The organism is Falsiroseomonas oleicola (assembly GCF_019029495.1).
GTDB classification, from domain to species: domain Bacteria; phylum Pseudomonadota; class Alphaproteobacteria; order Acetobacterales; family Acetobacteraceae; genus Falsiroseomonas; species Falsiroseomonas oleicola.
The window spans coordinates 181,404-194,057 of the sequence record NZ_JAERQM010000006.1; the positions used below are offsets into that span (position 1 = coordinate 181,404).

Annotated in this window: 10 protein-coding genes; 7 read left to right on the top strand and 3 right to left on the bottom strand. The window is 70.6% G+C overall.

The window, feature by feature from the left end:
• Position 1 precedes the first annotated feature (1 nt).
• The 5 genes from JJQ90_RS19715 (at position 2) to JJQ90_RS19735 (ending at position 7,040) form a co-directional block, all read left to right on the top strand.
• Positions 2-1,645 (top strand): NAD(P)/FAD-dependent oxidoreductase, encoded by a 1,644-nt coding sequence (locus JJQ90_RS19715; protein ID WP_216877974.1) that lies wholly within the window; start codon positions 2-4, stop codon positions 1,643-1,645.
• A complete protein-coding gene (locus tag JJQ90_RS19720; RefSeq protein WP_329959481.1) occupies positions 1,642-2,817 on the top strand; it encodes a BaiN/RdsA family NAD(P)/FAD-dependent oxidoreductase in 1,176 nt (391 codons plus the stop codon). Before JJQ90_RS19715 ends, JJQ90_RS19720 begins: the two co-directional genes overlap by 4 nt.
• A gap of 84 nt (positions 2,818-2,901) precedes the next feature.
• Complete coding sequence (locus tag JJQ90_RS19725) at positions 2,902-4,002, top strand: alpha-hydroxy acid oxidase (protein WP_216877975.1); 1,101 nt, start codon at positions 2,902-2,904, stop codon at positions 4,000-4,002.
• Positions 4,003-4,160: 158 nt separating this feature from the next.
• Positions 4,161-6,164 carry a hypothetical protein gene (locus JJQ90_RS19730; protein WP_216877976.1) on the top strand — a complete coding sequence of 668 codons (2,004 nt, stop codon included), beginning with the start codon at positions 4,161-4,163 and terminating at the stop codon, positions 6,162-6,164.
• Between the two features lie 180 nt (positions 6,165-6,344).
• On the top strand, positions 6,345-7,040 hold the full coding sequence (locus tag JJQ90_RS19735) for a hypothetical protein (protein WP_216877977.1): 696 nt from the start codon (positions 6,345-6,347) through the stop codon (positions 7,038-7,040).
• A 45-nt stretch (positions 7,041-7,085) separates the two neighbouring features.
• Here JJQ90_RS19735 and recQ read toward each other — a convergent pair whose 3' ends face one another.
• The 3 genes from recQ to JJQ90_RS19750 all read right to left on the bottom strand — a co-directional run bounded on the left by recQ (position 7,086) and on the right by JJQ90_RS19750 (position 10,161).
• On the bottom strand, positions 7,086-8,912 hold the full coding sequence (gene recQ, locus JJQ90_RS19740) for a DNA helicase RecQ (RefSeq protein WP_216877978.1): 1,827 nt from the start codon (positions 8,910-8,912) through the stop codon (positions 7,086-7,088).
• A gap of 389 nt (positions 8,913-9,301) precedes the next feature.
• Complete coding sequence (locus tag JJQ90_RS19745; RefSeq protein ID WP_216877979.1) at positions 9,302-9,700, bottom strand: hypothetical protein; 399 nt, start codon at positions 9,698-9,700, stop codon at positions 9,302-9,304.
• A 56-nt stretch (positions 9,701-9,756) separates the two neighbouring features.
• Complete coding sequence (locus JJQ90_RS19750) at positions 9,757-10,161, bottom strand: OmpA family protein (RefSeq protein WP_216877980.1); 405 nt, start codon at positions 10,159-10,161, stop codon at positions 9,757-9,759.
• A 125-nt stretch (positions 10,162-10,286) separates the two neighbouring features.
• On the opposite strand from JJQ90_RS19750, the gene JJQ90_RS19755 reads away from it, so the two are divergent.
• Both JJQ90_RS19755 and JJQ90_RS19760 read left to right on the top strand, forming a co-directional pair.
• Positions 10,287-11,288, top strand: coding sequence for a hypothetical protein (locus tag JJQ90_RS19755; RefSeq protein ID WP_216877981.1), 1,002 nt, complete (start codon positions 10,287-10,289; stop codon positions 11,286-11,288).
• A 75-nt stretch (positions 11,289-11,363) separates the two neighbouring features.
• A complete protein-coding gene (locus tag JJQ90_RS19760; RefSeq protein ID WP_216877982.1) occupies positions 11,364-12,575 on the top strand; it encodes an FAD-dependent oxidoreductase in 1,212 nt (403 codons plus the stop codon).
• The last annotated feature ends 79 nt before the right edge of the window (positions 12,576-12,654 follow it).

The following is a 12,654-nucleotide window of genomic DNA, read 5'->3' on the forward strand; positions in this document are numbered from 1 at the left end:
CATGTTACGGCTGACCGAATTGAAGCTGCCGCTGGACCACCCGGAAGGGGCGGTGCAGCAGGCGCTTTGCGCGGCGCTCGGGCTGCGGGCTGGGGAGGTGCGCGACATCACCATCGCCCGCCGCGCCTGGGATGCGCGCAAGCGGTCGGCCATTCTTTTGGTCTACTCGGTGGATTTCCGCGTCGATGACGAGGCGGCGCTGCTGCGGCGTGCGGCGGCGGACAAGGTGCTGTCCCGCACGCTGATCCGCACGCCGGATACCAGCTACCGCCCCGTGGCGCAGGCCCCTGCCCGGCTGCCGCAGCGGCCCGTGGTGATCGGCACCGGCCCCTGCGGCATCTTCGCCGCACTGATCCTGGCCGAGATGGGATTCCGGCCGATCATCCTCGACCGCGGCAAGGTGGTGCGGGAACGCACCAAGGACACCTGGGCGCTGTGGCGCCGCAACCAGCTCACGCCCGAAAGCAATGTGCAGTTCGGCGAGGGCGGCGCCGGCACATTTTCGGATGGCAAGCTCTGGTCGGGCATCAAGGACCCGCAGCATCTCGGCCGCAAGGTGCTGACCGAGTTTGTCGCGGCCGGCGCACCCGAAGAGATCCTCTACGTCGCCAAGCCGCATATCGGCACCTTTCGCCTCGTGACGATGGTGGAGAGCCTGCGCGCGAAGATCGAGGCGCTGGGCGGCGAATATCGCTTCGGCACCAAGGTGGTGGACTTCCTGGTCGAGACCGGCCGCGACGGCCAGCGCCGGATGCGCGGCGTGGTGACGGAAGCGGGCGAGACGATCGAGACGCAGCATGTGGTGCTCGCCATCGGACATTCGGCCCGCGACACCTTTTTTCAGCTGCAGGCCGCGGGCGTCTTCGTTGAAGCAAAGCCGTTTTCCATCGGGGTTCGGATCGAGCATCCGCAATCGATCATCGACCGTGCCCGCTTCGGCAATTTTGCAGGCAACCCGATCCTCGGCGCCGCCGACTACAAGCTGGTGCATCATTGCGCCAACGGCCGCAGCGTCTATTCCTTCTGCATGTGCCCGGGCGGCACGGTGGTAGCCGCGGCGAGCGAGCCGGGGCGGCTGGTGACCAATGGGATGAGCCAGTATTCGCGGGCCGAGCGCAACGCCAATGCCGGCATCGTCGTCGGCATCACGCCGGAGGTGGATTACCCCGGCGATCCGCTGGCCGGCATCGCCCTGCAACGGCACTGGGAGGAGAAGGCCTTCGTGGCCGGCGGCAGCAACTACTGCGCCCCGGCGCAACTCGTCGGCGATTTCCTGGCGGGCCGCGCCTCCCAAAGCCTTGGCGCGGTGGTGCCGAGCTACAGGCCAGGCGTGACGCCCACCGACCTCGCCACCTGCCTGCCGGATTTCGCCGTGGCCGCGATGCGGGAAGCCCTGCCCGCCTTCGGCAAGCAGATCCGCGGCTTCGACATGGCCGAGGCGGTGATGACCGGCGTCGAGACACGCACCTCCTCCCCCATCCGCATCCGCCGCGATGCCAGCTTCCGCAGCGTCAATACGCTGGGCCTGTATCCGGCGGGCGAAGGCGCAGGCTATGCTGGCGGAATCTTCTCCGCCGGCGTCGACGGCATCCGCGTGGCGGAGGCGGTGGGCCGCGACATGGCGGGGCTGGCGGAAGCCGCGTGACCCATTTCGATGTGATGGTGCTGGGCGCCGGGGCCGCCGGGCTGTTCGCCGCCATGCGCGCGGGCCAGCGCGGGCGGCGCGTGCTGCTGCTCGACCATGCGGAGGAGGCGGGGAAGAAGATTCTCATCTCCGGCGGCGGGCGCTGCAACTTCACCAATACCGGCTGCGTGCCGGACCGCTTCCTCTCCGCCAACCGGCACTTCGCCCGCTCGGCGCTGGCGCGCTACACGCAGCAGGATTTCGTCGGGCTGGTGAAGAAGCACGGCATCGCCTTTCACGAGAAGACGCTGGGGCAATTGTTCTGCGACGGCTCGGCACGGGCCATCGTCGCCATGCTGCTGGCGGAATGCGCGGCGGCGGGAGTCGATCTGCGGCTGGCGCACCGGATCACCGATGTGTCGCGGGATGACCGCTTCCGCATCGCCACGGATCGCGGCGGCTTCACCGCGGACAGCCTGGTGCTGGCCACCGGCGGTCTCTCCATTCCGAAAATGGGCGCCACCGGCTTCGCGCATGATGTGGCGCGGCGCTTCGGCCTGGCGCTGGTCTCACCCCGCCCCGGCCTGGTGCCGCTGACCTTCGGCGGCGAGGATCTGGAACTGATGCAGCCCCTGTCCGGCGTGGCGCTGGACAGCATCGCCAAGGCCGGCAAGGCCGGGTTCCGGGAGGCGCTGCTATTCACCCATCGCGGCCTGTCCGGCCCGGCGATCCTTCAGGCGTCGTCCTATTGGCAGCCCGGCGAGGCCATCACGCTGGACCTGCTGCCGGAGCGTGACGCGACGGCGCTGCTGCTGGCCGGCAAGCGGGCGCGGCCGAAGGCGGAGCCGAAGACGGTGCTGGGCGAATTCCTGCCCTCCCGCCTCGCCCAGGCCCTGGCCGCACGCCATCTGCCACCCCGGGTGATCGGCGAGGTAGGCGACGCGCCGCTGAAGGCGCTCGGCGCGCTGCTGAAGGCCTGGCGGCTGCAGCCCTCCGGAAGCGAGGGATATGCCAAGGCGGAAGTGACGCTGGGCGGCATCGACACGGCCGGCCTTTCCTCCCAGACCATGGCGGCCAAGGACGTGCCCGGCCTGTTCGTGGTGGGCGAGGCGGTGGATGTGACCGGCTGGCTCGGCGGCTACAATTTCCAATGGGCCTGGTCGAGCGGCTGGGTGGCCGGGGACGCGGTCTGAAGCCATCCGGCTTCAAGGACCCCACCCTTTGCCCCGGCGGCGTGGCGTTGCAGACTGCGCCGCCATAGTTCCAAGGGGTAGGAAATGTCGACCGAAGGCCAGGAAAAGTTCCAGACGCTGCATGAGCTGGTGAAGGCCGCGAAGATCCGGCTGAACGCCAATATCTGGGACTACCTGGTCGGCGCGACCGAGACCGAGACCACCATGATGCGCAATCGCGCGGCGCTCGATGCCTGGGCCTTCCGCCCGCGGGTGCTGCGCGATGTCAGCCAGGTGGATTGCAGCGGCGACTTCCTGGGGAAGCGGCGAATCCGGCTGCCTGTGGCGCTCGCCCCTGTCGGCTCGCTCGATTCCTTCGATCCGGGCGGGGCCGCCACCGCCGGCCGCGCGGCAGCGGCGTTCGGCGTGCCGATCATCGTCTCCTCCGTCACCGAGCCGGGGCTGGAAGGCTCGGCCCAGGCCAATCCGGACGGGGCCAAGGTGTTCCAGCTCTATGTCCGGGGCGGGCCGGATTTCATCGACGAGCATATCCGCCGCGCCATGGATGCCGGCTACGATGCCTTCGCCATCACCGTGGACACGGCGCATTACAGCCGCCGCGAACGCGACATCGCCAAGCGCTTCGTCAAGCACTGGCGCGCCCGTTCCTCCGGCATGAATTACCAGGCCGCCCTGTCCTGGGCCGATATCGCCCGGGTGCGGGCGCAGCATCCGAACGTCACGCTGATCCTGAAGGGCATCGGGACCGGGGAGGATGCCGCGATGGCGGTCGAGCACGGGGTCGAGGTGGTCTATGTCTCGAACCATGGCGGCCGCCAGCTCGACCATGGGCGCGGCTCGCTGGCCGTGCTGCCGGAGGTGGTGGAGGCCGTGGCCGGCCGCGCCCGGGTCTGGATGGATGGCGGCATCAGCCGTGGCACCGACCTGGTGAAGGCGGTGGCGCTGGGGGCGGAGATGGTGGGGCTCGGCCGGCTGTACTGCTACGGCCTGGCCGCGGGGGGCCAGGAAGGCGTGATGCGGGTGCTGCAATTGCTGGAGGATGAGGTGCAGACCTGCCTCGGCCTGCTCGGCGCCACCAGCTTCGCGGCGGTGGAGAAGTCCATGCTTCAGCCGGTCGCCCCGGTGGTGATGCCGCATGTGCATTCCGCCTTTCCGCTGCTGGCGGAGCCCGGGCGCGGCTACTGAGCTGGCACGGCGCGGCATGGCGGCCACAGGCCCGTCACTTGCCGCGCTGGCAGGCAGGGTGGAATACTCACTTTACCACCCCGCCATGGCGAGACCCCACCGGTTCCGGACCTGACCGGCGCCGCAAGCCTTGCCGGGCCCTGGCCGAATGAGAACCTGTGCGAGCCCTCAGCCACCTTCCACGCCGCCTCTGCCTCGCCACGGGATTGCTGCTGTCCGGAGGCCTGGCCCAGGCCCAGCCGCTTCCCCTGCCCCCTCCCCCCGCACCGGCCCTGGCGCAGCCTGCGCCCATCCAGGCTCAACCCCTGCTGGCGCCCCTGATCCCGGCAGTGCCGGCGCCACGCCCGGCCACGCCCCTTTCGGCGGGACAGGGGCTGCAACGGCGAATCGGCCTGCCGGAGTTGGGGCTGGCAGAAGGGCTGGGCTTCGACGCGGGCGGCCAGGCGCTGGATATCCCCCTGCCGCGCGGCGTGCCGGAGCTCGGCGCGCGGGTTCATCTGGCCATCGACCTCGCCGCCCCCTTCCCCGGCCGCCATGCGGTGGAGTTGCGGCTGCGCGACCAGATCCTGGCCAGCACCCCCTTCCCGGAGGGTGAGCGGCGCCTGCTTCTGAACATCCCATTGCCGGATGCCGCGCTGGCCGGGCCGGAGGACCGCCTGCGCCTCGATCTGCGGCTGCTCAGCGAGGCGCCGGGAGCGCCGGCCCGTGCAACGCTGCTGCCGGAAAGCCACCTGACGCTGCTGCTGCCGGACTCACCGGAAATATCCGTCGCCGCGCTGTTCCGGCTGCTGCCGCCGGATACACGGGTGCTGCTCCGCCCCGGCCCGATCAGCGCGGCGGAGGCCGCGGCGGCCCTGCGGATCGGGCTCGCCTTGGCCGCTTCCGGGCGGGATGCGCGGATCAGCAGCGCCCCGCCCGGGCTGCCCTTGCCCGCCCAGGGCGGCGCCCGGCTCTGGACACGGGGCGCGGTGCTGGTCGGCGATGGGGCGGAGGCCGCTTCGGTGCGGCTGGTCCATGGCCTGCCCGTGCTGGTGCTGGGAGGGGCGGCGCCGGAACGCCTGGCGCGGCTGCTCGACAGCCCCTGGCGCGACCTGGCGCTGGCGGGCACGCTGAGCGGCGGCGTGGCGCCGGAGCCAGCCTCCGCGCCCGCCGCCGCCACCCTCTCCTTCGATCACCTGCGCGGCAGCCTGGCGCCGCAGGACCAGGCACAGGCCCGCTGGGCCCTGGAATTCGCCAGCCGCGACCTGCCGGCCGGGCTGCGGCCGGAGGCGCTGGAGGTGGCGCTTCGCGCCACACCCGACCCCGGCGGCAGGCCGGCTGTCGCCACGGTGCTGCTCAACCAGGTGATCCTGGGCGGTGGCGCGCTGGATGCGCAGGGGGTGGGACGCCTGGCGCTGCCATTGCCGCCCGGGCTGCTCGCGGCGGACAACCGTATCGAGGTGCTGCTGAACCGGGCCAGCGCCGCCGGGCCGGCGCAGCTTCTGCCCTCCAGCCTGTTGCGACTCGCCGTTGCAGGCCCGCCGAGGGACTTCCTCGGCATCGGCGCGGCCTTCGGGACGGGGCTGGAGGTGCTGGTCGATGCGCCCGGCGGGGCGCTGGTGGCGGAGGGGCTGAACCCGCTGCTCTGGGTGCTGCGCGGCCTGGTCCCGGCCGGCGCGCCGTTGCGCGTGACCCTTGCCGAGCCCGGCATGCCGGCCACCCCGGATGGCCCCTTCCTGGCCGCGACGATGGAGCCACCGGCGGGCAGCGACCCGTTGCTGCGCTTCGATTCCGGCCGCATCCTTCTGTCCAACCGCGCGGGACGGCCGGTGCTGGACCTGGCGGGGCTGGAACGGGCACTGGCCCTTCAGCTTGTGACGGCGCAGGGCCAGCCCGGCCTCTGGCTGCGCCAGCTCGGCCCGCTGCCGCCGCTGCCGGCTGCCGCGCCCCGGCTGGACCAGGGCGACGTCGCCCTGCTGGACGCGCAGGGCCTGGTGCTCGCCTGGTCCAGTGCCCCGGCGCCGACGATCCGCGTTGCCTATCCCGATGCACCGCCGGCGGCCTGGGATCCGCTGGCCCTGCTGATGGCCTGGCGCCCTTGGCTGGTCGGTGCCGCCTGGCTCGCGGGCGTGCTGCTGGTGGCCTTTGCCTTTCTCAACCCGCGTCGCGACCGGGCGGGCTGACACCGCCGCGCCGCGTCATCCTTTCGCAAGAGGTGACGTGGCATGACTCGCATCGCAGAATGGAGACGCTGGACGCCGGTCGCGGCCTGCGGCCATAGGGTGCCAGAGGGCCGGCATGGGACCCGACGGTGACCGCCGGATAGTTGGAACCGGATAGTCGGAAAAGGTGATTTGCTCGCGATGGCACATGACACGGACCCGGCGCAGCTCGTCTTCGTCCATCTGCCGAAGACTGGCGGCTTCGCCCTGCATGCGGCGCTGGAACGCGGCCTGCCCGAGGGCAGCGTGCTGCGCGTGGGCGATTCGGAAGCGCAGGAGGCGTTCCGCGGGATGAGCCCGGAGTCGGTGGCGCCCTATGCCATGGTCAGCGGCCATTTCACCTTCGAGGAAGCGATGGCCCGCGCCCGTTCCGGCGCCCGCTTCGCCACCCTGCTGCGTGACCCTGTGGCGCGACTGCTCTCCGCCTTCAACTACATGTCCACCTGGGACGAACACCCGCTGCATGACAGCTTTCGCGGCCGCGGCTTCGCCGACTTCATCGCCGATTCCGGCGAGGAACTGGCGGCGGAGGCCTGCCGGCAATTGACCGGCCGGTCGACGGCGGCAGAGGCGATTCCGATCCTCGAGACCTACTACGCCCTGGTCGGCACCACCGCGCGGGTGCCGGATGTCTCGATCCGCCTGCATGAATGGCTGCACCTGTCGCCGCAGACGCCGGAGCGGGAGAATGTGACGGCGGGCCAGGGCAAGGTGACGCTGACCAGCGAGACCTGCGAGCAGTTGCTGGAACTGACCCGGGAGGACCGTCTGCTGTTCCGCCACATCGCCGAACGGCATGGCGGGCTGATGATCCACCGCGCCCATGCCAGGGGCTGAGTCACAAGCGCGCGAGCCTATGCGTAACCCGGAACGCCGCGGGCCTCAGACCTCCGCCAGCACCCGAAGCACCGCATCCCCGTAGCGGTCCAATTTGGTGCGGCCCACGCCAGCGATCTGGCCGAGCTGGTCCAGCCCGCGCGGGCGCTGCGCGGCGATCTCGGCCAGGGTCTTGTCCTGGAAGATGACATAGGCCGGCACCGACTGGGCCTGCGCCTCCCCCCGCCGCCAGTCGCGCAGCGCCTCGAACACCGCATCGCCAACCGGGGCGGCGGCCCCGCCGCCGGCGCTGCGGGCGTTGCGGGCCGGAGCGGCGGAAGCCTGCACCAGATCCTCCCGCAGCATCACCTTCTCCTCGCCCTTCAGCACGGGGCGGGAGGCATCGGTCGGCACCAGCTCCCCATGGTTCTCGATCGCCACATCCAGGATGCCGCGCGCCACCAACTGCCGCGCCACGCCGCGCCAGGCGAATTCGGAAAAATCCTTGCCGACGCCGAAGGTGGGAAGCTGGTCATGCCCGAATTGCGCGACCTTCTCCGTCAGCTTGCCGCGCAGCACATCCACCACATGCGCCACGCCGAAGCGCCGCCCGGTGCGCAGCACGGCCGAGAGCATCTTCTGGGCCGCCACCGTGCCGTCGAAGAGCCTCGGCGGCGAAAGGCAGACATCGCAATTGCCGCAGGGCGGCGGCTCGGCCTCCCCGAAGCAGCGCAGCAGGATCTGGCGGCGGCAGGTGGCGGCCTCGGCGATCGCCACCATGGCGTCCAGCCGCTGCCGCTCGATGCGCTTCTGCTCCGGTGCCGCCGGGCTTTCCTCGATCCGGTGGCGGCCGAGGGCGATGTCGCCGGCGCCATAGAGCAGCAGGGCACGGGCGGGCAGCCCATCCCGCCCCGCGCGGCCGATTTCCTGGTACCAGCTCTCGGGCGATTTCGGCAGGTCGAGATGCACGACCCAGCGGACATCCGGCCGGTCGATGCCCATGCCGAAGGCAATGGTGGCGCACATCACCACGGAATCACCGCGGGCGAAGCGGCGATGCGCCTGGCGCTTGGCCTCGGATTCCATGCCGGCATGGAAGGCCAGCGCGTCATGCCCATCGCCGCGCAGCCATTCGGCGGTCTGGTCGGTCTTGTTGCGGGTGCCGCAATAGACGATGCCGGCACCGCCCTTCGCCGATTCCTCCCGCAGCAAGGCGCGAAGCTGGGCACGTTCGGATTCGCGCGGCGCGGCCTCGATGCGGATGTTGGGGCGGTCGAAGCCGCCGCGGAACACCGGGTCGTCCTGCATGCCGAGCTGGCGACGGATATCCTCCACCGTGCGCGGATCGGCCGTGGCCGTCAGCGCCAGGCGCGGGGTGCGCGGGAAGCGCTCGGCCAGCACGCCCAGGCCGCGATATTCGGGGCGGAAGTGGTGGCCCCATTGGGAGACGCAATGCGCCTCATCCACCGCGAAGAGCGCGACGGGCAGTTGTTCCAGCCGGCTCAGCATGCCTTCCAGCGCCAGGCGCTCCGGCGAGACATAGAGCAGCTTGAGGTCGCCATTGTGCAGGTCGCGCAGCACCGTGCGCGATTCGCCCTCCGGCAGGTCCGAATGCAGCGCTGCCGCCGCCACGCCCTGCTGGCGCAGCGCGGCGACCTGGTCTTCCATCAGGGCGATCAGCGGGGAGACGACGATCCCCACCCCCGGCCGGCACAGCGCCGGCACCTGGAAGCACAGCGACTTGCCGCCGCCGGTCGGCATCAGCACGAGGCCGGAACCACCGCCGGCGACATGGCGCACCACCTCCTCCTGCCGCCCGCGGAAGCCCGGGTGGCCGAAGACGCGGCTCAGCACATCCAGTGGGTCGGTGCTGTCGTCCTGTGATTCGGTCATCAGATGGGAGAATCGGCCGTCATCGGGCATGGCCCTGTCTGCCACGCGAACGCCGCGATGGGCAGGGGGCCATAGGTCTGTGGACGTAGGGAGCCCGCGATGCGCTGGACTATACGAACAGCCAGACCAAGGGGCCGAGAAACAGCGAGAACAGGAACGGCCAAAACCCGGCCTTCAGCAGGACGACAAAGGCGTGACCCAGCCACAGGATCCCGAAAACTGCGTCCGACCCCAGGGCTTCCCTGTCGCGCACAATCTGCTGAACAGACTTGGATGGTTCGGGCCGCCCGCAATGTGGGCAGGCCTCTGCGACGTCGGAAACCTGCGTTCTGCAGTCGGGGCAGGCTATGATCCCCATCATGCCGCTCCCGGGTCGGTGGTAAAGAGCCTCATAAGCAACTGGCCCGACCGTCCGCCTCAAAATTCGGCCATTTTGGCGGATTGCAGTAGGCTACGCGGACATGGCTGTTTGCGACCGCGGAGCGCAACAAGGAGCTGTTCTCGTCGGAGCCATAAAAACTTGCGATATGGCCGCCGGCCTGGACCACACGCTGCTCACAACGCTCACCGCTCCGACCCATGATAGCGGCCAGCAGATCCGTCGCGTTCTGGCGCGAACACACCACCACATGAATCTCACGGGAGCATCCGTTGCGCCAGTCGAAGTTGTTGGCATCGAAGCGACTGGCTTCCCGCACCAGGCATGACCCGGAATCGGTAAAAACGGCACGAAATGCCGCTAAGCCGAGAAAGCCAATGCCAAAAACCAGGATGAGCCGACCAAACATACCGAACCCATTTCGATCAATGGTTCGGTCATTTTGGTATCCTGGCGGATCAATGTCTATGGGTAACCGACGACGATCTCCACCCGGCGGCTCTCGATCGGCACCGCATCGAAGGGCACCGGGCCGCGGCCGACCACGTTGATGCGGCTGCGGGCGACGCCACGCTTGACCATCTCCGCCGCCACATGTTCGGCCCGCCGCTCCGACAACTCGCGGTTGAAGGCGGCGCCGCCAGCGGGGCCGGCGAAGCCGCGCACCTGTACCGGAACCTCCGGATGGCGCCGCGCCAGGCGGGCGGCATCGGCCAGGATGGCCAGCGCCGGCTCATCCAGCTCGGCGCTGTCGGCCTCGAAGAACACAACGCGGGGGGGCTGGCCCACCAGCTCCCGCGGGTCCGCGGCGCAGGCGGCGAGGGTCACGGCCGGAAGCAGCCCGGCAAGGGCAAAGGCGCGGCGACGCATATGGGGGACTCCGGTGGGCATTCGGGAGATAGGTCGCCCGCCGGGCCGTGTCACGTCAATCACTGCTGCGCGAGGCGGCAGGGTGCGGTCACTTCTGCTTAACCATCCCTCCGCATTCTGGTGCGGTGTCCGATTCACCGACCACCTCCGTGCTGCCCGATCCGCGCGGCTTCGACCCCGTGCGCTTTCCCGGCACTGCCGAGGGCGAGGTCTGGCCGCCGCCGCGCTTCTGCTTCCAGGCGAGCTGGCTGCGCCAGCCCGGCATGGTGTTCGAGCGTGATCCCTCCGGCGGCATCGGCCTGGTGCGGCCCTTCGCGCATCTGCGCATGCTGACCGATCTGGAAAGCGCGCATCTGGTGCTCGACATTCCCTCCGGCACCCATGACTTCCGGCTGCTGCGGCTGGTGCCGGCGGCGCTGCGCTGTGTCGAACGGATCGCCCCCGGCGACCGGGTGCCCGGCCCTCTGCTGGAGGAAGACCCCGAGCCGCTCGACGAAGCCCATATGCGAGCGGCGACGGCCGACCTCGTCACCCGGCTGGCCGCCACCGCCGGGGAGGAGGGGGAGGCGCTGGCCGAGGCGATGCGCCACACCCCGCCCGGCCCGGCCATGTTCGAGGAAGCCATCGCCCAGTGCATCACCCGGGGCGGCTTCCCCATGGCCACCATGGCGCCGCTCGGCCGGCGGTTGCAGCTGCTGGCCAATGCGCATGCCCGCGTGCTGGCCGCGGCGGCCACCCAACCCGACTATCCGGCCATGGAACGCATGCTGCGCGCCACCCGCGCCGCGCTGGCCAATGATCGCCGCTGGACCGGCGACCTGCTGACCCGTGCGCTGGACGCGCTGGTGCTTCAGATCGGCCGCCCGCGCCGCACCAGCGCCGCGCTGCTGGCCAGCGCGGAGGCGGCGATGCGTCGCCCGCTGCCGCTGGAGGCCCCCACCCGGCTGATCCGCGAACAGACCGAGTTGCGCGACCGGCTGCTGGACCTTTCCGTCTTCTGGCACCGCCTGGCCGCCGCCTGGCTGGCGGTGGAGCCGGAGACCACGGACCGCCGCGACATCGAGGCGCTGTGCCGCAACGCCCTGCGCCGCCTGGCGCTGGAGCCGCTGTACCGCCTGCCCGGTTGAGCAGGCCCGGCTGCACGGGCCGGAGCTTCGCGTCTATGGTCGCCGCCGAATCGCAGCGATCGGGACCCCACGGCCATGACTGACTCCACCCGCCGCATCGTCATCGTCGGCGCCGGCCCGGTCGGCCTGGTGCTGGCGCTGAAGCTGGCCACCATGGGCCTGCCGAGCCTGGTGCTGGAGGCCGGGGACGACATTTCGGAGGAGTTGCGCGCCTCCACCTTCCACCCGCCCAGCCTCGACATGCTCGACACGCTGGGCCTGGCCCAGGACCTGATCGCCCAGGGCCTCGTGACCCCCACCTGGCAGATCCGCCGGCATGAGGATGGCGCGCGCGCCGTCTTCGACCTCGGCGTGCTGCGGGACGACACGGCGCATCCCTACCGCCTCCAGGCCGAGCAGTGGAAACTCTCCCGCCTCATCCTGGCGAAGCTGGCGGCCGAGCATGCCGGGACGGTGGAGCTGCGCTTCGGCGCGAAGGTGGACACGGTGGTGCATGGGGCGGACCATGTCGCCCTGACCGGCCAGGGCTTCGATCCGGTGGAGGCGCCCTATGTGGTGGGCTGCGACGGCGCCCGCAGCGTCATCCGCCGCGCCATGGGCCTCGACTTCGCCGGCGACACCTATCCCGAGACCACCATCCTGGCGACGACCCCCTTCCCCTTCCACGAGGTCTTCGAAGGGCTGTCCAACGTCAACTACATCTGGACGCAGCACCCGGCCTTCTCCGGCACCTTCTCCCTGCTGCGGGTGCCGGGGCTGTGGCGCGCCTCGCTGCACACGGCGCCGGGCGAATCGGTGGAACAGGCGCTGGAGCCGGCGGCGATCGAGCGCAAGCTCCAGGCGATCCATCCCAAGGGCACGCCCTATGAGGTGCCGGACCTGCGCCCCTACCGCATCCATCAGCGGATCGTGGAGAACTACCGCATCGGCCGGCTGATCCTGGCCGGGGACGCGGCGCATCTGAACTCACCCTCCGGCGGCATGGGCATGAATGGCGGCATCCAGGACGCCATGGAGCTGGCCGAGACCCTGGCGCCGGTCTGGCGTGGGGAGGAGGATGCCGCGCTGCTCGACCGTTACACCCGCCGCCGCCAGCCGATCGCGGCGCGGGAGATCATCGCCCAGGCCGACCGCAACCGCGCCCGGATGCGGGAGACGGACCCGGCCAGGCGCGCCGCCCTGCTGGCCGACCTTCAGGCCACCGCGGCCGATCCGGTGAAGGCGCGGGAGCATCTGCTGCGCTCCTCCATGATCTCGGGCCTGCGGGCGGCGAGCCGGATCATGTGAGGATTCATCCCCTTCACTGAACTGACATAAATCTGTAAAATCGCCGCAACGCTGGCCGTCTAGAGCCGCCGTCACCTCA